Consider the following 26,606-nt stretch of genomic DNA (forward strand, 5'->3'; position numbering starts at 1 on the left):
TCTTAAATGTTTTGTCAGACAGAGTTGCGACTGGCATTGATATTTCCGAACAAAGAACGCATCACCATTCTTTCATACAATGCTAAGTGCTCATCTTCAGGCTTGTCATTCAACTTTTGAATTTCAATTAATGCATATTGTTGAATAGCCAGTAATGGAAGAACAACACCTTCGCGCAGACGAATACTGTTCCTGCTTCTGGCATTATCGGCCAGTAATTCAGTATCACCAGACACTTTTAAGACCATTTCTTTGGTCAGCAAGTACTCATTGTAGATAATCTTCCAGAACTCACCAAACTTCTCATCATTCTCCATGTATTTTGTCAAAGCAAAGTTGGTTTTACTCATACTCTGCATGCTATTCGATATTAAAGCCTTGAAGAATATTGACGAATTATACAGCTCTTTACAATCGTCCAGTTTACCAGCGTCTTCCTGTTCCTTTAAGGCAGTACCAAGGCCATAAAAACCTGGTACATTTTGCTTCAACTGGCTCCAGGCACCAACAAACGGGATAGCACGCAGATCATCAAACTCAAGCTTGTCACTTGCTCCTCGTTTTGAAGGACGGCTGCCTATATTCGCCAAACCGTAATATTTCAGGGTACTCCTTTCCTCCAGGAATGGAATAAACAGAGGATGTGCCTTTAAATCGGCGTACTTCTGATATCCACTCTCCGACATCATCTGAATTAAATCACGTTGACTTTCACTTAGATCAGAGGCTGTACGATTAAATAAATTGTTCTCAAAACCTGCAGTCAGCAGGTGACCAAGGTTATGGGTCGCCGCCTCTTTTATTCCATAATGAGAGCTAATGGTTTGCCCCTGAATAGTTAACTGGATCTGATGACTATCGATGGTTTTACCTAAAGCAGAATAGAATAAATGTGTATTACCTCCTCCACGGGCCGGGGGTCCTCCCCTGCCATCGAAGAAAACTACTTCCACATTGCTTTCACGTGAGATAAGTGATATATCTTCCTTGGCACGATATATACCCCAGTTTGCCATCAGGTAACCACCGTCTTTTGTTCCATCGGAGAATCCAAGCATCACAGTCTGACGATTTTTGCGATTAGCCAGATGTGTTTTATATTTCGGGTGATTATACAGCGTTTTCATCGACTGACCGGCACCTTTTAAATCATCTACTGTTTCAAATAATGGTACCACATCTAATGATAATGGCTCATCGCCCCAACTACATAAACGTGCCAAAGCGACTACTTTAGCAATATCGATTGTTCCGCGACAATTACTAATTATATAACGATGCGCTGCACGATGACCATTTTCATTCTGAATGGTTCGAATCGCCTTCATTGATTCTAAGGTATCACGTACCAACTCATCTTCAAATACACTTGTATCAATACGTCCCTTAACTTTAAGAAGCAGGTTCAATTGCTTCTCTTCAGGTAATTCCCACATATTTTCAGGAAATAATTCAGGGTTAACACGCATTACTTCATTAAAGGCCTTTCCAATTACACGGCTGTCCTGACGAATATCTATGCTGGCGAAGAAAAAACCAAATTGCTTAATTTTACGCTTAAAGGATTTTACCTTGTCTATAAATAAACTTTGATGGTCTTTCTTAAGTACCTTTTCAACTTTATCCAATTGAGTCAGCAGGTAGTTCAGGTCAACGTTCTTATTACCTGTAGCATTGGTTAATTCTTCAGTAAACAGTTCATCCAACTCATTCAAGATATCATAAACCCCTTCAAAACTCATGCGTCGCTTAATAGACTTCAGTTCGGCATGGTAACAGCTTGCCAGAGTATAACGCAGCTTTCTTGCCACTTTTAACGTGGTCCCTACCTTGACGAATGTGTTACCATCACGGTCGCCGCCAGGCCAGAAACCCATCGTTATCAACTCTTTATTATGATCTATTTTACCGGGAAAGAATTCATCAATTCGATCAAGCAACTGACCAACAGCAGGATAAAAAATATTACCAAGGTACCAGGTTAAAGCCATGGCTTCATCATATGCCGATGGTTTCTTTTTGCGGTAAAATGGTGTTTTACCAAGCTGCTGAAGCAAATCCCTTGCATAGCCTACTTCATCATTGGTAATGGCTTCGGTTAAATCAGTTGAAATTGCCAAAACACGACCTGGATAGAATTGTGTAGGGTGTGCCGTAAGAACAGTCCTGATTCCAAAAGTATCAAGCAACTCATCCATTTGCTCTTCAAGTTTCCTGTTCTCCACCTTTTGTTTGATTCGTCCCCAGGAGTCAGAATCATTTATACGGTGAATCTTTGTATATGCAGCCTCTTCAAGAGCATCAATTAATACTATCTGACGTTCAACATACTGAATAATTTTGAAAAGGAACGATATACGTTCACGCTCTGACAGGTCAGGCTTATGCTCCTTAAAAAAATCGTCGATAATGGTTGTTGGCGACTTCCCATTTTCAAGTCCTTTAACACAGGCTTCATTCAACAATGGTAACAACAAGCCCGTTTGTTGAACGCCATGTAAAGGCAATGTGAGAAATAAACTGTTATAAAGCTGATACTTCAACTCAACCAACTCACGGTATGACTTCTCAATCTGGTTCATTCTTTTTATTCTTATTTGTGTATTGATTACATAACCACAGGGTTACCTTATAATTTAATACAGAAAACCCATATTTCCTAACAAAAACAAAGATAATATGTTTTTAAAAGCAATACTATCACGAAATATTTCTTTATATTTTTTTAAGCTTTTAATGATTTCGTTTTAATGAAAGCTATCTTCTTATTAATTTAAAAATATCTTGGCTGAGTTTTAGGGTATTTTTCTACCTTTGTAGCTTGTAATTTTGGGCTCGTATTGAGTTATTGAAAAACTAATAAAATTATTGTTGTGCCGGAAACAAGATATGTATTTGTAACCGGAGGTGTTGCCTCCTCATTAGGAAAAGGAATTATATCAGCCTCATTGGCAAAATTATTACAAGCAAGAGGTTATAAAGTAACGATTCAGAAACTAGATCCATATTTAAATGTAGACCCAGGAACATTGAATCCATACGAGCATGGAGAATGTTATGTAACTGAAGACGGTGCTGAAACAGACCTGGATTTAGGTCATTACGAGCGTTTCTTAAATGTTCCTACTTCTCAAGCCAACAATGTTACGACAGGACGTATTTACCAAAACGTGATCAACAAAGAACGTAAAGGTGATTATTTGGGAAAAACCGTTCAGATCATTCCTCACATCACTGATGAAATTAAACGTAACATCAAATTATTAGGTAATAAACACAAATATGACTTTGTGATCACCGAAATTGGTGGTACGGTTGGAGATATTGAGTCCTTACCATATGTTGAAGCTGTTCGTCAGTTAAAGTGGGAACTTGGTAACCATGCTGCTGTTGTTCACCTTACACTTGTACCATTCTTAAATGCATCGGGTGAGTTAAAGACCAAGCCAACTCAGCACTCCGTTAAACAATTGTTAGAGAATGGTATTCAACCGGATGTTTTGGTACTGCGTACTGAAAAGGAATTATCACAGGATATCCGTCGTAAAGTAGCATTGTTCTGTAACGTTGACAGCAAAGCAGTTATTCAGTCAATTGATGTTAAAACCATCTATGAAGTTCCTGTAAAAATGCAGGAGGAAGGTTTAGATGAGATCGTCTTGAAGAAAGTAGAACTTCCTATTGCTGAGAAGCCTGCTTTAAAAGACTGGAAAGGTTTCCTGAATAAATTATATAAAGCAGAAAAGACTGTTAAGATCGGTCTGGTAGGAAAGTATGTCGAGTTGGCCGATGCCTATAAGTCTATTATAGAAGCTCTGCATCATGCAGGTACATACAACAATCGCAAAGCCAGTGTGGAGTTAATTCATTCTGAAGAAATCAATGATAATAATGTTGCTGAAAAACTGAAAAACCTTGATGGTGTTTTAGTAGCTCCCGGTTTTGGACACAGAGGTATTGATGGTAAATTAACCGCCATCAAATATGTTCGTGAAAACAACATTCCATTCTTAGGTATTTGCCTGGGTATGCAATGTGCTGTTATTGAATATGCACGTAATGTGTTAAATATAACAGAAGCCAATTCACGAGAAATGAATGAACGTACACCAGATGCTGTTATTGACCTGATGGAGGATCAGAAGAATATTACTGACATGGGTGGTACGATGCGTTTAGGAGCTTATGATTGTAATCTTAAAAAAGGCAGTAATTCATATGATGCTTATGGCAAAGCTGATGTTAAAGAGCGTCACCGCCACCGTTATGAATTCAATAATGAATACCTTGACACCTATGAGAAGGCAGGTATGAAGGCTGCTGGTTGCAACCCGGAAACAGGGCTTGTTGAGATTATGGAGATACCTGAACACAAATGGTTTGTAGGTGTTCAGTTTCACCCGGAGTACAGCAGTACAGTATTAAAACCACATCCTATTTTTATGGCATTTATTAAAGCCGCAATTCAAGAATAATCTAACACTCAAAGAAATAAAATGGATAGAAATTCGATAACCGGTATTATATTAATAACCGTTATTCTGGCTTTCTTTTGGTGGGTTAACAAACCATCTGAAGAGCAGTTAGCAGAACAGCAACGTCGCGCAGATTCTATTGCAATGGTAGAAAAGACACGTGCTGAAGCTGAAGCGCAAGCTGAACAGGCCAGGAAAATACAACAACAGGAAATTGAGGCTACAAAAGACTCGGCAATAATAGCTGAAGAAAAAAGCAATCGCTATGGTTTCTTCGCCAATTCTGCAGAAGGTCAGCAGTCATTTGTTACACTTGAAAATAACCTTGTAAAAATAAAAATATCAACCAGGGGTGCCCGTATCTACTCTGTTGAACTAAAAGAGTATAATACGTTTGAAGGAAACCCGGTTGTATTAATGGATGGTGATCAGAATCGTTTTGGTTTTTACTTTACTCACAGTAACCGCAACTTCCATACTAACGACCTGTATTTTGATGTAGCATCAACATCAGCCAACAAAGCTGACTTTGTTATCAATGCCGAAGAGGGGCAGATGGTATTTTCTTATGAATTGCCAGATAACAGCTACATGGCTGATTTTAATATCAGCACCCGTGACATGGGTAGCATCATGTCAACAAGTACCGGTTCACTGGCTCTTGAGTGGAACATGCGTATGGATGCACAAGAGAAAGCTCCGGATTTTGAACGTCAGCGCTCTGGTGTTTATTTCAAGTTTACCCAGGAAGATGTGGATCATATTAATGCAGCCAGCTCTGATACTGAAAAGCTTAGTACCAAAGTTCAATGGGTAGCTTTTAAAGATCAATTCTTCTCATCTGTATTTATCGCCAATAATAATTTCATTAGTGGTGAGGTTGCAACAGAAGGTCCGGAAGATAAGAACGATCGCCTTATTATGAACGCCAGTGCACAATTGAATGTGCCATATACAGGTAATGATAATTTAGGTTTTCGATTCTACTTCGGCCCCAATGACTTTAAAACACTTAAACCATATGAAGAGGAGCTGAAGCTTCGCGAATTGGTTTATTTGGGTTGGGGACCATTACGTATTATCAACCTGGGTGTTATTGAAGTATTCCATTTCTTCGAAGGATTTATCAGCAATTATGGTTTAATTATCTTGCTGTTAACCATCTTAATAAAACTAATCCTCTTCCCACTTACCTATAAATCTTATGTTTCTACAGCCAAGATGAAGGTATTGAAACCACAGATTGAAGAGATTAACAATAAGATTCCGAAAGAAAAGGCAATGGAACGCCAGCAGGCTACCATGGCATTGTATCGTAAAGCTGGTGTTAACCCAATGGGTGGATGCTTGCCAATGCTACTGCAGATGCCTATCCTTTTTGCCATGTTCCAGTTCTTCCCCGCATCTATTGAGTTACGCGGAGAGGCTTTCTTATGGGCAGATGACCTGTCATCTTATGATTCGATCTTCCAATTACCATTTGAAATCCCATTCTATGGCGATCATGTAAGTTTATTCTGTTTGTTAATGGCCATTACAAACATTGTATATACCAAGATCAATCAGGATATGACTCAAAGCAGTCAGCAAATGCCAGGTATGAAAGGCATGATGTATATGATGCCTGTGATGTTCCTGTTCTTCTTTAATAACTATGCATCTGGTTTGAGTTACTACTACTTTATCTCAACCTTGATTACAATTGGTCAGACCTTATTGATCCGCCGTTTTGTTGACGAAGATGCTTTACTGGCAAAGCTTAATGCCAATAAAAAGAAGCCAGTAAAGAAGTCTAAATTCCAACAGCGTCTGGAAGATATGCAACGCCAGCAAGCGCAGGCTGCTAAAAAAGGGAAAAGAAAATAACAGTTGTTATTAGATAAATTTAAAGGCCGTTCTGAATTAACAGAACGGCCTTTTTAATATCTGGTTCCTGATGATTTATTATTCAGTCAGGGAAAACTAAACGCAAAACAAAGCGACGAGTTAATAGATAATTACTAAAGAAGGCACCATAAATGCCAATTAGCAACAACTTTTCACACAGCTACCTTCCATTCCTTTATAACAGATAGATAAATCCGCAATAGCACTCTGTAGGCTTACTCCCCTCCTCTTTTTTTGGGAAGACCTGGTAAATTAGGCAGAGGTGGCAATAATTCTTTTAATTCCATCAATGGCTCCAATATGTTTTTTCTGAAGTCCTTGGGGGGAATGATTACTCTTAGGGATAAGGGATCAATCTTAATTTCTGCTTTCTTGCCTAATTTAATTGGTTCCCCGTCTATGTGGCTGATTAATTTGTCATCACTTTCAATCACAATGCTCCTGGCCTTTGTAACCACATCATAACGACGCTGGTCCACACTCTGGTCTAGAATACTAATTAACAATGAAGGCCCTTCATAAATAGGGAATTCCTTGATGATACACACATCTATTAAGCCATCATCAATTTTAGCCTGCGGAGCAATGTGAATATTATTACCCCATTGCGATGAATTGGCAAAGGTAATCATAAAGGCCGGCAGCTCATAGGTCTTTCCATCAATTGAAATTCGGTAAACAGATGATTTGTACTTGGAGTATTCACTTGTAATAAGCCTCATATATCCTGCCGGTCCACGATTTTTCAGTTTGGCAAAACGATGACTAATATGACCGTCAAATCCAATACCAGCAACATTTAATGAGACCTGGTCATTAACCCGAAGGGTATCAATGTCCTTCACTTCCATGTGATTAATAACCTGCAATGCCCTGTTAACCCTCAGTGGTATATCCAAAAACCTGGCAAGCCCATTACCCGAACCTGTCGGAATAATAGCCAGTGCCGTGGTTGTATTAACCAACGACGAACCAACTTCATTAACCGTGCCATCTCCCCCAACAGCAACAACCACATCAAATTTCCCTACAGCCTCTTTTGCTAACTCTCGTGCATGACCGGCATATTCAGTATAAGCAATCTTAAAACTTATCTTGTCATGATCAATTTCACTTTCGACAGCCTTCTCTACTGTTTTTTGTTTACCAATACCTGATATGGGATTGATAATAAATAAAACACGGTTCTTCATAATGGGATTATGGGCTAAGCTTATTTTCTTTTCTTCTGTCCCCTGGTCTTAGGCTTTTTGTACTTTGCCGCCAACTTGCGTCGATACGAACCGCCCTGGTTGGTCTTTTTATTCTTATCTTTCTTCTCATGGAATGCAGCACCTTTCTGAACGGTAATCTTAGGTGTTTTAATCACTTTCATACCAGCCAGAACTTCTTTTTCAGACTCCAACAGACGTTCACTCACCTTAACGCTTTCAGGCATCGGATCCAGGCTCACCTCCTTTTTCATCAATCTTTGAATTGAAGCCCAGATCTCTTCATCATTCTCAGTAACAAAAGCAATGGATAAACCATCGGCATCTGCACGACCTGTACGACCAATACGGTGTATATATGACTCCGCTGTCTCTGGCAGATCATAATTAATAACATGACTCACATGACTGATATCCATTCCACGGGCAATCAGGTCGGTTGCTATCAGAACCCTTTTTTTCCCTTCAAGAAACTCATCAACCATTCTAAAGCGGAAGTTCTGTGATTTATTGGAATGGATCACGCCAATCTCATCCGGGAAATCAGATGCCAGCAAATCAAATAACAAATCTGCTATGCTTTTGCTTTGAACAAAGACCAAAACCTTATCCATTGATTCATCATTCTTCAACAAATGAACCAGCAGGTTTTGTTTGGTGTAAAAATTAGGTACGATATAACCCGATTGAAATATCTTCTCCAATGGTGTTCCGGTTGCTGCCACTTCAACCCTTTCAGGATTGTAAAACCACTGTTTTATGAGTTTCTCCACATCTTCAGTAACAGTCGCCGAAAACATTAAATTCTGCCGTCTGTCCGGCAATAACTCCTGAATCTGCTCCAATTGAGCACGGAAACCCAGGTTTAGCATTTCATCAACTTCATCAATAACCAGCTTCTGAATATTTTTCAGACGCAAAACACCAGTCAGACTTAAATCGATCAGTCGCCCGGGTGTAGCAACCAACACATCAAGCCCTTCATAAACCTTTTCCTTCTGGGTGTTGATATTAGTACCACCATATACTCCACCAATTCTAACACTCATGTATTCAGTCAGCTTCCTGAACTCTCCTACTACCTGTTCAACCAGCTCTCGTGTTGGCACCAGCACCAATATGCGTGGATGACGCTGTTGTGAAAACTTTAACTGGCGCAAAATAGGCAGTATATAGGCGAAGGTTTTACCTGTACCTGTTTGTGCAATTCCTACCACATCTTTACCCGACATAATAACAGGAAATGCTTTTTCCTGTATAGGTGTAGCTTCTGTATATCCTAAATCTTCCAGTGCGTTCAGAAGAACGGTGTTTATATTTAATTCGCTAAATTCCAAAGTCAACTATTTTAATTTCCTGCAAAAATAATGCGTTTATTGGTAAAACTATTATTTAACGATTAAAAGGTCTATGTGTAACGAAAAAAGTCCGGATTACACGGACTTTTTTCGTTACTTATCTTCAATGATCTACATGTTGTTTTGCTCATAATCATAACCAACCATCCAGTTAACACCAAATTTGTCGGTAAACATGCCAAACAATGCCCCCCAAAAGGTTTTATCCAATGGCATATTAACCTGCCCCCCTGCCGATAATCCATCAAAAAGAGTTTTGGCTTCTTCTTCTGAATCTGTACTTACAGAAATAGCTATATTATTGCCAATTTCACATGGAGGGCCAAAAGCCGGCGAAGCATCACTGCCCATCAACACTGTTTCTTTACTAATTCTAAGTGCTACATGCATGATCTTATTACCTTCCTCTTCAGAAATAGGGTCTTCGGACGGCATTTCATTAAAACGAGCTAAATGTTCAAAATCACCACCAAATACACTTTTATAGAAAAGAAAGGCATCTTCACAATTGCCTTTGTAGTTAATGTATGCGTTAACTGTTGCCATAATTCAATCTTTAGGTTCTTAATTAAATTTATTTAGATAGATTAAAAATAACTAAAATCCATCTAACAATCCAATCAATCACATGCATCTGTGGTAGCAGTACACAGCAAAATATTGACTCTTATAAAAATCAGGCATATCATCGTTAAAGCAACATTAAATAATCAGGCGTTAATAACAATTAACGTGATCTAAATTTTAATATTCGAATTAATTTTCTATTTTTATTACAGACTTATATTTACTATTAAACCTTTTCAATATGAGTACAACAACAATCACATTTAATCAACTCAGGAAGATTAAGGATAGTCTGCCTGATGGAAGCATTCATACAATTGCTGAAGAGTTGAACCTCGACGTAGAAACAGTAAGAAATTACTTTGGCGGTGCCAACTATGATCGAGGGAAGAGTGTAGGGATACATCTTGAGCAAGGACCCGACGGCGGAATTGTAGAATTAGACGACTCAACTATCCTGGAAATGGCCCGCGACATAATAGAAGGCAGAAAGCCTGTTGCACAAAGTTAATGTTCACAACTACATACGAAAAAAGCGCCCAATGGCGCTTTTTTTTTTGCTTGAATACCTGCCTGGTACCTTATGTGCAAAAGATAAGATCCCAGGCGTTTATTTTTAGTCTGTTTATTTAATAAACTTCTCACGCTGCTGAAGATTCAGTAAGCCCCATAAAGCCGCAACTAATGCCACAATAAGCCATGTACGCATATGCTTAAGAACAACATTGGACCAAACTGTCTCACTCATACCCGATGGCAATTCAAAGGGATTTAAAAAGATATTCCAGGGGCTTGCCTCCAGGAAGCCGGAGAATAACCATACAATTAATCCAATGATTACAACTATTACAGCTGTTCCATTGCCATTTTTCACAACTGTACTAAAGAAAAAACCGAGCATTCCAAACAGCAATACAGGCACCATCAAACGCAAGGTAATTTCCCATACGGGCACATTGATCAATAATACACCGCTCAGGTTAGCCATTAAAAAGATAAACCAAAAAACCATAAAAAAGGCCATGACCAGTCGCACCAGCCATATCTTGTAGCGGTAATTCGGAATCCCGAACAGGATCTCTAATATGCGCGCATCTTCATCGTTTTGAATTCCATATGTTGTGGGAAAGAAGATTAGTAAGAATGCAGGGAACATCAACTGAAAATAAACACCTTCAACACTTACAGAATCTGATGCAAATAAATTAATGGATGTAATCAAGAGGTAGAATATCAATGATGCGCCCAGGAAGTATACAAATTTATTACCAAATACAATTTTAAGATTGTACCTGATAAACTGCAGGGTCAAACGGCTTTTTGCTATTACGGTATTATTATGTTTCTGCATATTCCTACTTTTTGTTTTTAAGCAACCAGATATAGGCATCTTCCAACACTGCACCAACTCCAACAGCTCGCTCATCTGGTTTTTCATCAGCAATACAACGCACCCTTATCTTATCACCATCGTTCATGTGATGTACAATTAAATGCTCTTTACTTACCTGCTCCAATTCATCAGCTTCAATATCGAACTGCCATACCCGCTCATTGGCTATGTTCACCATTTCACTTGGTACACCCCAATATTTAAGCTCACCTTTGCTCATAACCGCTACCTGGTTACATGAACTTGATATATCTTCAATGATATGGGTTGAAAACAATACAATTCGTTCCCGGCTTAACTCCACCAACAAGTTACGGAAGCGTATGCGTTCGCGTGGATCAAGACCTGCCGTTGGCTCATCTACCACTAATATCTTTGGTAAATGAAGCAGTATCATGGCAATACCGATACGCTGTTTCATACCGCCTGAGAAAGAACCTATTTTTCCATCTTTCCGATCCCACATGTGAACCGATTTCAACACATAGTCAAGACGCTCTATTCTTGTCCCCTCATCTGTTATACCTCTGACTATAGCCTGGTAATCCAGAAATTCATAGGCTGTCATATTCTCATAAGTACCAAATTCCTGCGGCAGGTATCCAATGATTCCCTGTAATTCTTCCCGCTTTTCTTCCGTATCCATCCCATTGATATAAACCTTACCATAGCTTTGCTCAAGAATACCACAGATAATGCGCATAAGTGTTGTTTTACCCGCTCCGTTAGGACCTAAGAGCCCGATCATACCTGTCTTGAATTCAAGTGAAATACCTTTTAAGGCTTTAAATGGTGTCTTTTGCTTTCCAATACCCGGGATGCTTCTAAGCATACGATAATATGAGCGACGCCACCCTGCAAACCGTCCGGTTATACGTTCAATATTAAGGCCTTCCTGCTTTAACTTATTACCTGAATAAGACAGGATATAAAGTAAATACCACAAGACCCCTACGATAATTGCCAATGGTAATTCATCCCATCTTAAAACATATAAGACCATGGCACTAATGGGATAAACCAATCGTATAATTCTTCTAAAACGAAGTATGCGACGCCTGCTGTTTTGTTCTTCTTTAGCCCGGATCAAAAACCAATCATCATATAATCGAATGAACAGGAAAAAATTGAATATGGTAAAAAGCATTCCCCAAATCTCGGAATCGAGATACCACCAGGTGTAATACACAGCAAAACCAAGCAAGGGTAATTGCCATACTAACTGCTTTATGAACTTCTTTCGTGAGAATTGCTTTGCTTCTTCTATCGCCTTTTGCTTATTGCGACGCGACTTGTATTCCCGAATAAACCTGCTGTCACGATCATACACCTTTACCAGGTTGCGAATAGTAATATTAACTTCCTCATCCTGAGCCACCAGTTGAACATTGGCCATTCGTAATGAAGATTTAATAAAATAGACTATTGCAGGCACTCCACTAATGATAAGCACACCATATAACAATTGCCATGCAAATGATGAATCCGAGTAAAAATAAACAAGAGCATTCCCCCCTATCCAGCTGCCAATGATTAACACCCGCAGGCCAAAATGCAGGCTTCTGATCCAGTTAAGCGCCGAATCCATGCCAAAGGCAAAAGTGGGCATAAATACTAAAGTCAGTAAGGTACTGAAGCTTAAACCCCCTACCACTGTGATAGCAAATGGTGCACCCAAAACTCCTACGTATTCCGATTTTCCCATGGCCAGTGGCAGCATGGCAATTATGGTTGTAATGGCTGTTATGGTAATGGGACGTATACGTGAAATGCCGGCATACATCAATGCCCTGGAATGATTGAACCCTTCACGCCTCAACTGCCTTGAATAGTCTATCAGTAGTATTCCGTTATTGACAACGACGCCCAGTAAAATCAAAAACCCGATGAATGTATTGAAGTTAAGCAATGAATTGCCTGTCAAGACCAGGGCCAGCAGAGAACCAATGGCAGCCAACGGAACAGAAAACAGCATAACAATTGGAGCTGTCAGGGATTCAAACACAGAAGCCAGAATCATAAAAACAAGCAGAAGACCTATTAAGCCTAAAAACTTAAACTCGGCAAACATGTTTTCCTCATGTACCACCTTTAAGGATACTTTTGATGAAACGGGTATTGATGCAACCATTTCATCTACCTGCAGGCGGGCATCTTCAAGCAATGTATTTGAATTATTGACTTCATCAGAAAAACGATAGGTTACTTCTATCTGTTTCTCCTGGTTAACTCGGTTTATTTCCGTTCGACCAGAAGCATAATTAATTTCGGAGAAATCGCGCAACGGCACTATGGCACCCTGATTATTGGTGACATTCAGCTTTTGCAAATCTTCCATTGTTTTAGGCGGTATTTCATCCAGTCGATCATCATCAACGGTTTTCATGATGATATCATAAGTCTCATTATTCACCTTTAGCTGTCCTCCCGAACTCACTTCAGAACGAAAGGTGAATAATTCGGAAACAACATTTGAGGGTGAAATATTAAACAAGCCCATTAAGTAGGCATCCATGCCCAGATGTATTTCAGGTCGCTTATTAGCGGTAGATATCCTGGCGCGTTCCAGGTTGTCAATATTATTTTCGAGGTAATACTTAATATCATTGGCCGCCAGGAGCATCTGATCGTAATCCTCTCCTTTTATCACCACCTTTTCTTCCTGCTCACCGAGTCCCAGAAACATCATCATGCCCAGTCCCGGGTTGGAACCAAAACCTCCTGATCCTCCCATGGCTGATGTGGAGCTCTGTGTTAAGCTTATCTCACCTCCTTCAACCTCACTGATGCGCTCCATGATATCCGCACGTATTTCTGGAATAGAACGTTTAGCAATATCTTTATAATCATCTTGCAGAATAACAGATACTGTAGCTTCATCTTCCTGCACCTGTGCAACCACATCTTTCTTTTCCTCAATATCTTCGAGTCGGCTCTCTATCTCCCTAACCACCTTATCAGTGTTGGATAACATGGAACCGGCAGACATTTCAACGCTGATATTAAACTCTGTTGTCTCCACCTCTTCCTGTGAGGTCATGCTTAAACCAAGACTCAGAATAAGCACAACGAAGAAGACAAACATTATCCCTATAATGGTTACAGCCGGTCGTCTTAAAGTAGCTTTCAACAACAGTATATAGTATTGCACCAGCTTATTGTGTAAATCCAGTTTTTCAAGTGCATCAATACGGTGACGGACAATACCCGATAAAAACAGGTGTGATAACATCGGAATAAGAATCAGAGCCACCAGCAAAGACACTAAAAGCGTAGATACAATGGATACACTGATGTGTTTGGCCACTTCGCGCAGTAACATCTCCTCAGAAAACACAAAAGGAAGAAAAACTGATATGGTCGTCAGCGTTGCAGCCGTTACGGAGCGCCATACTTCCTTTGTTCCTCTCACTACACTTTCTTCTCCCTTATACCTGCCTGACGAGGCCACCCGGTAAATATTCTCCATTACAACAACGCTGTTATCGAGCAACATACCAATTGCGAGGGCAAGACCAACCAGTGTTAGCATATTTATAGAGATATCGGAAGCAAAAAAGAAATTAAAAGCGCCATAAACCGATAAGGGTACCGACAACATCACCATTCCAACCAGGGGTATGTTATTCAGAAAGATCCAAAGGACAAAGATAGCGAGTATTCCACCTATAAAAGCCAGTTCAATAATCGAGTCCAGATTACTTTCCATGGTTTCAGCCTGATTAGTCATCACCGACAGCTCGATGGCTTTTGACCTGTAATCTTCATTAATTTCGTCAATTAACTTTATAATATTGTCCGATAACTCAATCATATTAACCTGTGCATCCTTAGCCACAGAAATCGATACCGATTCCATACCGTTAACACGACTGTAAGAGTCTTCTTCTTTGACACTGAGGTTGACCTGTGCCACATCTTTCAAAAGAACAGGACCTTCTGATTTAACCACAATGTTTTCAACATCGCTAATGTGGTTATAGTCGGCTTCGGCAGTGACATAGTATTCCATTTTACCATCCACAACCGTACCTGCAAATACCTTTTCATTCTGTCCTGATGAAATCAACTGACGTATACGTCCTGATGTGAGGCCATAACTATCCAGCACATCCTGCCGGCAAATGATCTCCACTGATTTTTGCCGACCTCCTGAAACCTGAATAGAGGATACACCATCTACACTCTCAAGCAATGCTTTAATATCCTGCTCAAAAATATTACGCACGCGATCAACGCCTCCCTCACCACGCATTTGAAGCGTCATAAACTGGCTGTTCATCTGCTCCACGTCAGCTTTGAACACCTGCGCCATGATATTCTCTGGCAATACATTGGAGGCACCTTCTATTTTCTCAACTAATTTCAGGTAACTATACTTAATGTCAGCACTTCTGCTCAGGTAAACAAATATCATTGCCTGCCCGGGCCCTACACGGGTTTCTATCTTTTCAATACCTTCAAGTGTACTCACCAGTCCTTCAACAGGTATTACCCCTTCCTGCTCCATATGCTTGGGATCCAGTTCAGACGTTGCCTGTACCCGAACAAAAAGCAACGGGTATTCTGTATTCGGTATTAACTCAAAGGATAATTGCCGGTAAGAGATCACCCCAAGCATTGTTAAGGCAACAAATAACATACTGACGAGCACCTTGCGGTTTATCAATTCTCTCATACTCTAATGTTATTTGGTGGAATTAAACAAGCGGTCAAACACAAAGTAAACACACGGAATAACAAGCAATGTCAGTAAAGTTGACGTCACCAATCCACCAATTACCGCAATGGCCATGGGAGCCCTTAAAGAAGCACTATCACCAAAACCAAATGTCAATGGAACCAGGGCAAGTATAGTTGTTAAACTGGTCATTAAAATAGGGCGAACGCGTTGCTGTCCTGCAGCCACAATGGCCTCTTTGAGTTTTAAACCTGCTTTTTTGTATTGATTAATGGCGTCAACCAATATGATGGAGTCATTAACGGCAATACCAGCCAGCATTACAATACCAATGTAGGCCATGATATTAAATGTATGACCCAGCATATAAAAAGCCCATACCGCCCCCACTCCGGCTAAAGGAATCGTAAGCATAATGGTAAAGGGATGTAAGAGTGATTCAAACTGTGATGCCATGACCATGTATACCAAAACAATGGAAAGGATCAAGGCAAACTGAAGGTTACCAAAGGCATCTTTCCGCTTTTCTTCTTCCCCAAGAATTTTAACCGTCGATGTCGGGTTGATATTCAACTGGCTGATCGATTCCTCCAGATCTGCCACAAAGTGATCAAAAGGACGCTTATCAGCAACCATTGCACTTATACGAATAACACGCTTTTGATTATTGCGCAATACTTCGCGCGGTGCTCTTCCTACTGTTATTGTTGATACTTCTGATAATAAAACATCCTTATCTCCCTGCGATATTTTCAGGTCAGCCAGCTCTTCCAGTCTGACATCAGGTGTTTCAAGGCTAATATCCGTCAGATCACCCTTCAGTTCCATACTGCCTCCATCCTTTTTTGACAGGTAATCCGACAGGTTTGACATGATGGTTGACACGTCCAGGTTGAAAATGCCCGCTCTCACACGGTCTATCACAACATTCACTTCAGGAGCCCCATCTTCAAAGGAACTTTTAACATTGTAGATCTCCGCATTCTGACGAACAGCTTCGGTCAGGATCAAGGCTGACTCTTCAAGGTTTTCACTGTTATTATCTTCAATTTCAATCACCAGAGGTGCCTCATCTGTACCCAGTAGGGTTTGAATAGCTGACTGCTCCTGAACGAAACGCATTTCCAGATCTTTTATACCTCCGTACAAATTATTCAAAGCAGTTACCAGATCGGCAAATGAAGCATTAACATCATCGTTTAGAACCAATTTTATATAACCAGTATTTTCACCTTGCTCAGATGTTGACACGCTTTCTCCTGATGATTCGGGACCGGCATGCGTATAAATCCATTTTAGCTTATCGCCAAATGCATCCATCACCATTTGTTCCATCTGATTCAGCGTGGCATCGGTTCTGCTCAATGCAGTACCTGCCGGAAAAACAGTCTCGATGGTTATTTCATTTGACTGAACCTCGGGCATAAATTCACTACCAACACGCGGAACAATCAATGCTGTCAAGGTAATAACACCAAGCGCTCCCATTAACACCAACACCCGTTTCTCAAGCATGGTTGTCAGGAAGTTATGATAGGCTTTAAAACCTGTTTCTTTGGGTTCGGCAGGCACATTCGATTTGCTGTTCTTAAAAACAAATTTGCTTAATACAGGAATCACCAATAAGGCGACCACCAATGATGACAATAATGAAAAAGCCACTGTCCAGGCCTGATCCTTAAACAATTCGCCCGATGCACCATGAAGGTAGACAATAGGTAAGAAAACAACTATTGTTGTTAATGTGGAAGCCGTTAAAGCACCTCCCACTTCAGATGTCCCTTCAATGGCAGCTTGTTTAACCGGAATACCTTCTTCTATTTTCCTCACTATGTTTTCAACCACCACGATGGCATTGTCCACAAGCATACCGGCACCAAGCGCCAGGCCTCCCAAAGTCATAATATTGAGAGTCAAACCATTAAAATACATCAGGTTAAAGGTTGCAATTATTGAAACCGGGATAGCCAGGCTGACAATCAGCGTTACACCAAAACGACGCAGGAAGATAAATAAAACAAATACAGCCAGGATAATACCATACAAAGCACTTTCCTGTACTTCACCAATGGCACTTTGAATAAAAGCTCCCTGGTTATTGACCACCTGCAATTTATAACCGGGTAATCGTTGCTGAATACCAACAAAAGCCTCTTCCAGTTTTTCAACAGCTGCTACTGTATTGTAACGTGTTTCTTTATAGATTGATATCCCCAGGCAACGCTGACCGTTGAGGCGAACAATGCTTTCCGGTTCTCTGTTTTGCAATTGTACCGTTGCTACGTCTTTCAGCAATACTGGTGATGTTTGCTGCGATGCCTCTTGCGATGAGGACGACATTGCTGTTTCATCAGTGGAAGACTGGTTTAATTTCACAACCAGGTTCTCCACGTCATGTATTTGTGTTAAGGAGCTCAATCCTTTTATGATATAACGTTGCCCCATTTCTTCTATCGAACCACCCGACACATTCTGGTTAAAGCTCGTAATGGTATTTAACAGAGAAGACGTGGTTAAGCCATTGGCACTTAATAATTGCGGGTCAGCGACCACCATTACCTCTGCAGTTTCTTCACCCGAAATACGGATATCGGCCACTCCTTCAATTCGTATTAACTCGTTACGAATGTAGTTTTCTGCTACTTTACGCAGACTGTTCATATCGCTAATATCATCGTTGCTAAAGGCAGCTTTTATAACGGCCGACGCATTGGGGTCAAAACGGGTGATGTTCAATTCTTCCACATCTTCATCCTGACTTACAGGTGTCAGTGCTTTCTGAAGGTCAAGAAACGCTTCATCAATATCCTTACCCCAGTCATACTCCACGGTTACAACAGCAGAACCAACACGGCTGACCGATGACACATTAAGCACACCACTTTGCCTGACTGCCAGTCCTTCGACCTGTTCAACAAATCGTTTTTCTATCTCTTCAGGCGAACGTTCACCTGATACGATTTCGGCATATATTCTTGGATTTTGTAAATCAGGAAATAAGTCGGTTCCTAAGCGCGAAAGGGAAATAGCGCCCAGTAAGATGATGCCCAATACTATCATCAGCACTGTAACCGGGTAATTAACTGAAAAGCGTGAGATTGCTTTCATATTTTCATATATGATTTATGATGTTGGATTGATCCTGTCGGATTGATGGTGTTTACACAATTAATCAACAAATTACCAAATCAACAATCTGATTTATAACTACTTTACCACCTTTACCTTGGAGCGATCCTTTAGCGTTTCAAAGCCTTTAACAATCAATCGTTCATTGGATTTTATTCCCTCCAGCACTTCTACCTCAGTCAGTGTTTCAATTCCAGTCCTGATATAGCGCTTTTGAGCAGCCGAGTTTACAGCTACAAAAACAACCTTCCTGTTTCCCTCTGTCAGAACCACATCCTTGGGAATAACCAAAGCACTGTCGCGCTGATCGACCACAATTTCAGCTTTTACAAACATACCTGGCTTCAACAGTTCATCGCGGTTATTTACTTTTAATCGTCCTTTGAAGGTGCGTGCCTCCATATCAATAGCCGGTGATAATTCAGTAATACGACCTTTCAATGTATCATTGGGTAAAGCATAATTCATGATATTGGCCTGTTGATTTATTTCAACCTGTCCCAATAGGTTTTCAGGCATACTCAAATCCATCAGCATGGTAGAATAGTTCATCATGCTGAATACTTCTTGTCCGTTATCAACGCGTATACCCGGCGAGAAATATGGCAAGTCGGTGATAATACCATTGAAAGGTGCACGTATACTTAACTTTTCAATGCTAAGCTCAGCATTTTCATAAGTTTGTTTTGAGGTCAGCAGTGTTTTCTCAGAGTTTACCAGCTCCCGCTTTGTTACACCTCCCTTTTCAAACAAAGCCTGCTGCTTTTCATACTCCATCTCCGATATCTCCATATCCAGCTCAGCACCTTCTAAATTGGCATTATTGGTATATTCCTGATCTTCCAGCAAAATAATCAGCTCATTTTTCTTAACAAGGTCACCCATTTTATAAGGCTTACCCGTGCGAGGATTCTTTTGAAGATGGTATTGAGCTGCCAGTTCTGTTTTCAGGTTAACTTCAAACTCCGGCTTTATCGAACCGGTTGTAATTAGGGTTTGCTCAATGGGCTTTTTTTTCACTTCTTCAACACTTACGTTAACAGCAACGTCAGTATTAAAACTGGTCGCCTCATTTTGACATGAAACGATTGAGAAAAGGCCTAAAGTAAAGACCAGGATCTTTGAATATTTTATTGCTTGTTTATGAACTATCATGGTTGTCATCTTTAAATTTTCGGTTAGTATATCTGGTCTTACTGTATCATTTCATATTTCATCACATCATCAATGATGCTTCGTTGAAACTCGAAGTCATAAAGGGTCTGCAGCTTCATGTTCAGCAACTCTAACTTATAATTGATCAAAGCTGTGGTCAGGGCGTTTTTCTTTTGTGTAAGCTGATTCTGAAACAGGTTCAGATCCATACTGGTCAGGTCTCCGTTGCGATACTTCTCCAGGTTGATCTCATAGGTTAATTGAGCATTTTCCTCATTCTTACGGGCGATATCAATCTGTATAAGGGTATTTCTAATACTGCGGTCAATTTTACGAATATTCAAACGAATGTTCTTTTGCTCATCCTGCAGATTGTACTCACTTGTTTTTAACGAAGCCTCAGCAGCCCGCATGCGTGCTTTCTTTTCTCCCCAATCAAAGAGTGGTACTTCAAGGCTAAACCTCAAATCTTCATTGTCAGTTGGGTTTTGGTAGATATTTCCTATCTCTTCACTTTCACCAAACAAACCTACCGAAACGTTAAAGTTACCTTTAAACTCATTGGTTGCATTGGTTTTAATCAACTCAAACTTTCCCGTTTCAATATCGATCTGACGCTGGCGTATCTCCATGCGATTAGCCAGTGCAAAGTTAGTGGCCATGCTAAGATCAATATCAACCGGCAACACAGATACTTCAGCAATGACCATTATCTCTTCCGACAATGGTAGTCCCAACATTTGCTTGAAGTTATCCTTAATATTTTCAAGCTCAACTTCATTATTCTGAACGGTTGACTCACTCGTCATCATATCCAGCTCAGCCTGAAGCTGTTCTTCTTTAGCTGTTAATCCGGCCGCTACCTTGTTACTAATAATATCATAACTCTTTTTGCGATTTTCCCACTCTTCACGCGAGGTGATCAGTTCCATCTGCTTTTGATATATCTGGTAGAAGTATTGGGTAATTTGCTGTTCAACATTTAAAGCTTCCAGTGCGTAATTAAGTTTGGCGTTCTCATGATCAAACTCCAGCTCTTTAAGCGTCATTTTTGTGCGGTTATATGTAAATAAGGGCTGATCAATGGAAAGGCGCAGATTATTACTGAATCCTTCAAAAGAATTGGCTGATGATGTACTGTAGTTATCACGGTAACCAAAGGTGTTATCCAGTGAAATGGTTCCATCGGTCCATATAACGGGCTGTGTAATACTCAAGGTTCCGTTACTCTGCGTACTTTCTGATGTAAACCATTGCTGGTTAAACTCATCATATTGCCTGTTGTTGGAATACACATAAGGATTAAGGTTTAATCTGAAATTGGAACGTAAGGCTGCACGTTGTGCATTTAAAAGCTCACGAGTACGCTCCAGACCCAGGCGTGAACGCACTATTTGCGGGCTGTTTTTCAGAGCTTCTTCCACCGATTGTGAAAGAGTCATCAGTTGCTGAGCTTCCAACAGCGAGGGCACCATCAACAGCATCATAAGCAAAGTAAAAAGTATCTTCTTCATGAATTAGATATTATTGTCAAGTTATTTTTTCACCCATTTAACAGCATCACCAATAACATATTCATTATTAGTAATGTCAGATAGTTTTATATTGGCTGCACCCTCTGAAAAGTAGTATTCCCCAAGGTACATCCAGCCATTATTATCATTGTTAACCAGTACTTCAACCTGTTCTTCCCCATCATCGTGGTATACTGTGAAATTATAGTTAACATCTTTATTATTTGAATCACGACGACGCCTGAAACGTGTTGTAACATTTGGCACATAAGCATATACTTCATACATACCCGATTCCTTCAATTCAGCTTTCCAGTTAACATATCCTTCACCGCTGCCCTTGCGCTTGTATACAGCCGATTTCAGATATTTACCAAAAAACTGATCACCTGCAACAGGCTTCCAACTCACAGGAGGATTCCAGAAGCGAACCATGCCATAACTTTCATCTTCTTCCTCTTCATTTTGCATTGACACCCACCAATCCTTTACAGTGCGGCTTTCACCGGTATTAATAAGCTCAAAACCTTCATCTTCATTGTCAACAATAACTTCTGACGAACTTTTGTAACTCAGTTTTTTAGATGATTCAAGCGGACCTTCGAAAAACTTCACCTTCTTATTGTTCCTGTTAACATCATTAAGTGTTAAGGTTTGATTGGAAGGAATATTGGCGGCCAAAAAGGTATTGACCCGCACATCACGCGGCTCTTCATCAAGTAAGAAGCCTATATCGATTGTTTCACCGGCCTTTACCTGGTAACTCTGCTGGTTATCCTGTTCTGCATCCATCTGAAAGCGTGAGCGGAATCGTCCCCTGCCTCCGCGCTGCATACCTTCACGAACGGTAAAACTGATAATGCCATCAGCATCGCCATTGTTGGCTACGCTTAACTTCAAAAAGTACCTCATGCGGTTCCCCTCCTTTACCTCGTATACATCAACTGAGCTGAACAGGAAAGCGGCGTTATAGGCTTCGTTGAGCCAGTTACTGTATGTGGTAGAGAAATCGGTATTACTAATGTCACTCAATAAACTATTGAACTCTGTTACCTGCTGATTTTTGAACCTGGTATCGCTCAGCAGTTCGTCCAGCTGAGAATCAAAACTGGTTTGGCCGACATTGACCTTCAGGTTAGAGAATAACTGGCTCCCTTTTGAAGCAAAAACGTTTCCTAAGGTATTGACATCTTCCTTCTCGATTAATTCTTTCAGACTATTATCCCTCAGCTTGAGAATCACTTCATCATTACTGGATAAGCCGCCTAAATCACCTCTGCCAGCTTCTCCCATACGTTGGTGTAAATAATTCTCAACGGCTATTGTCAACAGAGGATAACCATCTTCTTCAATTCGATTACTATAGGTAAAATACATGGGAAACACCTGGTGTCGTCCCCAATTATCAACGTGTCGCTCACCTTCTTGCCGGCGGCCAAAAAAGAATCGGGAAGGCGAAATAAAGTTATCGCCAACATAATTTTTAAACACCTCTACCTGCAAATCCTTCTCCGAACGCTCCTCATTTGAACGATCTGTTCTGCGATCTACTCTTCTTCGCACGTTTTCAAGGTCATTTTGCCATGTTCCACCACCACTTTCGGGGAATAAGACAATCCCGGGCATTACACTTTCTGTAGCCAACGACCAGTTTCGCAAATAGCTATAGAAATTAATTGGTGTTTCAACCACTGTGAATCGTTCAAAGGGATAACTGACACCCAGCTTACGCTCCAGATCATCCTTTATGTTTTTGATGACATGCGATACAGTGTCTCCTATTTCATTGAAATAATCTTTATAGAACACATGGTTCTTATGATGATACAGGTTAAATTCAACACTGTCAACCAATGTGGTATGCCGCTCATAATCCCCAATTATTATACTATAGGCATTTAAAGGATTTTCAGCCGTAAAACTATAGGACCCAGCACTCAAACTATCCTTTTTCCCCTGGGTAATTATTTCTAAACCAGGTTTTGTTGTAACCTGCATGTCCATCGGTAAAAAGGGATAGCTAACCCAGTATTGCTTCGTTGCGATCACAGGATACCAGGCAGCTTCACGCGTTAACAACAGGTAATTATCCTGCACAAAACTGTATTGTTTGCCTGCTAACAAAGGGTCTAAGCGGTTTTCGGACATCTTCGTCTCTTCAGTAATATCATGGTACATGGCATCATCGTTAATACCACCAGCATAACTGAGTTGAAGTGTAAATTTACCCGGTTTTAGCATTCCTGTTTCAACCGTAACTATATGAGCATCGCGTTTAAAAGTCGCAGGACTGGAATTGATGCTGCAGCTTGTTATGTTTAAACCCGGATTTAAGACCAGTTTTAGCTCTCTGTTTCCTTCCCTGATTTTGGACACCTGCATAAGCGCCCTGCATTCAATGGAAGACTCCTTGTGGATCAATTCAAGATCAGCAGTTTCAATACTGAAATCGGATGGTGTCAATTGCTTGTTCAACTGAATAATATGCTCCTGCATATCTCTTGTTTCGGTTGATTTAACCAGTATATCTCCAATAATTAATCCTGATACACCCATTAAAGCTAAAATACCTGTCATTAACAATGGGCGACTAAACTTCTGTTGTTCAAGGCGGGGTAAGCGCCATATCGTTGCCAGGATAAAAGCGACTCCTAATACCAGGTACAACATACGGTGCTGAATAAGTCCATATGCATCCTGAAACCCTGTGAAGTCAGATCGCATAAAAGAAGTATAGAAACCCAGAATATCAAACAACCTGAAGTGTTTATTGCCCAGGTAAAATAAAGACAAAGCGATAAAACCCAGAAGCAATACAAATGTTACTGCCTGGTTGCGTATCAGGGTCATGGTAAAAAATGAGAACCCCAGGATAAACACAAGTGTAGGCAGTGAGATCAGCAAGGGATAATAAATATAGGTCGTCAAGTTAATGGGTGCTTCATTACCGATCAGTGAAAATAACATGGCACTAAGCAAGACCAGGATGTTCAAAACAACAAATACCTTGAGAACACCAAAGGTTTTTCCTATGACATACTCCACATTTGACATGCTTCGCACATAAAAGGCTTCTGTGGTATCAAGCTTTTTATCACGCCCCAGAAAATCGGCTGATAAGAAGACGGCAATAATAGCCTGTGCTATATTGAGCAACCACATATTAAAATATGGTGCTCCTGATGGAAGTACGCGCCCCGGCCAGCCACCATCGGCCACAGCTGCAACACCAAAGATGTTGAACATTAAAATGAATCCCAGGATAATGATGGCAAAAATGCGAAAGAACCAGCTTCTGAATAATGTTTTGGATTCGAAGCGAGAGACGGTAGATATATTAAAGAAAGAAATCATTGATACTGGAATTTTTCGTTAGCTACATATTCCATAAAATACACATAAGCATGCTCCAGATTTGGCTCAACAAGGGTTGTTTCCCAACCGTTCACCTCGTTAGCCACAAATTCTATCTCATAACCATTCATTCCCGGAACAGATGTAATAACCGGATACTGCTCACTGATCAGTTTCATTTGTTCAAATGATACACTGGTTTTAAATACATGTCCCGACGATTGATTGATAAAGTCTTCAGGAGAGCCCTGAAAATGCACCTGTCCCCTGTTCAGCAAGGCCATTTGCCGGCACGTTGATGAAATATCACCCACAATATGCGTCGATAATATAATAATCACTTCCTTTTGACTAAGGTTAGAAAGAATATTACGGAACCTGATACGCTCTTCAGGATCTAAACCCGTGGTTGGCTCATCGACTATTACAATTTTAGGATCACCAATCAATGCCTGTGCAATACCAAGGCGCCTTTTCATACCGCCTGACAACTTATTGGCATAACGGTTGCGGACATCAAACAAGCCTACCTGCTCCAGCAAATCATCAACGGCATGTAAACGATCCTTTTTACGCTTTATTCCAGCCAGGGATGCGGCATAATCTAAAAACTCCCATGTACGTAACTTAGCGAAAAAACGAAAGTCCTGGGGTAAATACCCGAGCATGGAGCGAACCTCTGACCTGTTGGCCGATAAAGGCTTTCCATTTACAAACACATCTCCATGAGTTGGCTTAAGAAGGGTAACCAGAATACGCATCAAGGTTGATTTACCGGCACCATTGGGGCCCAACAAACCAAACATGCCTGGTTCTATATCTAAATTAACCTTATTAAGTGCTCTGAAGTCGTTTTTATATACCTGACTGAGATCTTTAATCTGAATATTCAAAATATATGAGTTTAGGTTGTTGGCATGCATCCAAAAACATACCAATATAATCATTTCACTAATAATAAAGACATTAACACCAAAGCGTAAACATCAATGTGTTCGGATTCGTAACAAATTGCACGTTTACGTACACTTATTGACTACTTCCATTAAATATCTTAAATAAAGGTCAATAAGTCCAATTTACTGTTCGAATATGAACATTATCCAAGTTTTGACAATTGGTACTTATCCCCTTTCAACTATTAAATAGACGTCAGAAAAATGACTTTCCGGCGCACATTTTTTATTAAAATCTTTATATACTGAATCTGTGATAATTAGCATCTGCTCTGGCTTTCATCAGAAAAAAATATTAGAAAAACATTCCTTTTTATTTGATAGAACTAGTTGAATAACTATCTTTGCATCGCTTTTGAGAAAAAGCACTAAGGATGGTCCCGTAGCTCAGCTGGATAGAGCAACAGCCTTCTAAGCTGTGGGTCGTGGGTTCGAATCCCGCCGGGATCACAAGAAAGCCTGTAAATCATTTGATTTACAGGCTTTTTGCGTTTTAGTGATATCAACTTGATTCTGGGTTCAGTCGTAAATTTTACACGAACGATGGTGGGAGAACTTCACATCTGTCACGCCTAAACTACTTTCTGCCAGCTATTGAACACGCTTTGAGTTTTCAACAATTCCAACAGTTCTTCATTATCAACATAATTTAGCTATTTGCAGAACTAAAACTATCTTTTATTTTTAAGCTTCGATTTGTCCAATAAGTTTTGCGGTAAACACAAACTTTAAGTTAAAAAATAGCATGCCAAGATTCGATAAAATTGATGAATTACTAAGCGAATTATATAAAAACCGATGTAGGTCTTCAGCTTAATTTGGACAGATTGGTATAAAAGTTAAGAGATGAATTCTTAATTTATCAACCAATAAAAGTTCAATAATGAAACAGAAGAAGCAAAGTGCCGAATCAAAGATTAAGGAGA

The 26,606-nt window shown here is 40.1% G+C and carries 14 protein-coding genes and 1 tRNA gene; 4 read left to right on the top strand and 11 right to left on the bottom strand.

Annotated elements, in window-relative coordinates; all coding sequences use genetic code 11:
* Nucleotides 1-14: 14 nt before the first annotated feature.
* On the bottom strand, nt 15-2,582 hold the full coding sequence (locus ACRD69_RS18795) for a phosphoenolpyruvate carboxylase (RefSeq protein WP_430816675.1): 2,568 nt from the start codon (nt 2,580-2,582) through the stop codon (nt 15-17).
* 291 nt (nt 2,583-2,873) lie between these two features.
* Here ACRD69_RS18795 and pyrG point away from each other — a divergent pair, with 291 nt between their 5' ends.
* Nucleotides 2,874-4,475, top strand: coding sequence for a CTP synthase (gene pyrG, locus ACRD69_RS18800; RefSeq protein ID WP_430816676.1), 1,602 nt, complete (start codon nt 2,874-2,876; stop codon nt 4,473-4,475).
* A gap of 21 nt (nt 4,476-4,496) precedes the next feature.
* Nucleotides 4,497-6,341, top strand: coding sequence for a membrane protein insertase YidC (yidC, locus tag ACRD69_RS18805; protein ID WP_430816677.1), 1,845 nt, complete (start codon nt 4,497-4,499; stop codon nt 6,339-6,341).
* Nucleotides 6,342-6,577: 236 nt separating this feature from the next.
* On the opposite strand, the gene ACRD69_RS18810 is transcribed toward yidC, so the two are convergent.
* From ACRD69_RS18810 to ACRD69_RS18820, 3 genes are all read right to left on the bottom strand, one after another.
* Nucleotides 6,578-7,555 (bottom strand): diacylglycerol/lipid kinase family protein, encoded by a 978-nt coding sequence (locus tag ACRD69_RS18810; RefSeq protein WP_430816678.1) that lies wholly within the window; start codon nt 7,553-7,555, stop codon nt 6,578-6,580.
* A 20-nt stretch (nt 7,556-7,575) separates the two neighbouring features.
* Nucleotides 7,576-8,910 (bottom strand): DEAD/DEAH box helicase, encoded by a 1,335-nt coding sequence (locus ACRD69_RS18815; RefSeq protein WP_430816679.1) that lies wholly within the window; start codon nt 8,908-8,910, stop codon nt 7,576-7,578.
* A gap of 132 nt (nt 8,911-9,042) precedes the next feature.
* Nucleotides 9,043-9,477, bottom strand: coding sequence for a VOC family protein (locus tag ACRD69_RS18820; protein WP_430816680.1), 435 nt, complete (start codon nt 9,475-9,477; stop codon nt 9,043-9,045).
* Between the two features lie 262 nt (nt 9,478-9,739).
* On the opposite strand from ACRD69_RS18820, the gene ACRD69_RS18825 reads away from it, so the two are divergent.
* Nucleotides 9,740-10,009: a DNA-binding protein gene (locus tag ACRD69_RS18825; RefSeq protein WP_430816681.1), complete on the top strand. Its 270-nt coding sequence runs from the start codon at nt 9,740-9,742 to the stop codon at nt 10,007-10,009.
* A gap of 114 nt (nt 10,010-10,123) precedes the next feature.
* On the opposite strand, the gene ACRD69_RS18830 is transcribed toward ACRD69_RS18825, so the two are convergent.
* From ACRD69_RS18830 to ACRD69_RS18860, 7 genes are all read right to left on the bottom strand, one after another.
* On the bottom strand, nt 10,124-10,849 hold the full coding sequence (locus ACRD69_RS18830) for a hypothetical protein (protein ID WP_430816682.1): 726 nt from the start codon (nt 10,847-10,849) through the stop codon (nt 10,124-10,126).
* A gap of 4 nt (nt 10,850-10,853) precedes the next feature.
* Complete coding sequence (locus ACRD69_RS18835) at nt 10,854-15,569, bottom strand: efflux RND transporter permease subunit (RefSeq protein ID WP_430816683.1); 4,716 nt, start codon at nt 15,567-15,569, stop codon at nt 10,854-10,856.
* Between the two features lie 9 nt (nt 15,570-15,578).
* Nucleotides 15,579-18,680: an efflux RND transporter permease subunit gene (locus tag ACRD69_RS18840; protein ID WP_430816684.1), complete on the bottom strand. Its 3,102-nt coding sequence runs from the start codon at nt 18,678-18,680 to the stop codon at nt 15,579-15,581.
* Nucleotides 18,681-18,779: 99 nt separating this feature from the next.
* Nucleotides 18,780-19,856: an efflux RND transporter periplasmic adaptor subunit gene (locus ACRD69_RS18845; RefSeq protein ID WP_430816685.1), complete on the bottom strand. Its 1,077-nt coding sequence runs from the start codon at nt 19,854-19,856 to the stop codon at nt 18,780-18,782.
* Between the two features lie 38 nt (nt 19,857-19,894).
* The gene (locus ACRD69_RS18850; protein ID WP_430816686.1) at nt 19,895-21,370 is read right to left on the bottom strand and encodes a TolC family protein; all 1,476 of its coding nucleotides are present in this window, start codon (nt 21,368-21,370) and stop codon (nt 19,895-19,897) included.
* Between the two features lie 21 nt (nt 21,371-21,391).
* A complete protein-coding gene (locus ACRD69_RS18855; protein WP_430816687.1) occupies nt 21,392-24,724 on the bottom strand; it encodes a golvesin C-terminal-like domain-containing protein in 3,333 nt (1,110 codons plus the stop codon).
* The gene (locus tag ACRD69_RS18860; RefSeq protein ID WP_430816688.1) at nt 24,721-25,617 is read right to left on the bottom strand and encodes an ABC transporter ATP-binding protein; all 897 of its coding nucleotides are present in this window, start codon (nt 25,615-25,617) and stop codon (nt 24,721-24,723) included. The genes ACRD69_RS18855 and ACRD69_RS18860 overlap by 4 nt, the downstream gene beginning before the upstream one ends.
* Before the next feature lie 439 nt (nt 25,618-26,056).
* Here ACRD69_RS18860 and ACRD69_RS18865 point away from each other — a divergent pair.
* Nucleotides 26,057-26,130, top strand: a tRNA-Arg gene (locus ACRD69_RS18865).
* Nucleotides 26,131-26,606 lie beyond the last annotated feature (476 nt).

Source organism: Carboxylicivirga agarovorans (genome assembly GCF_050589845.1).
GTDB lineage: Bacteria > Bacteroidota > Bacteroidia > Bacteroidales > Marinilabiliaceae > Carboxylicivirga > Carboxylicivirga agarovorans.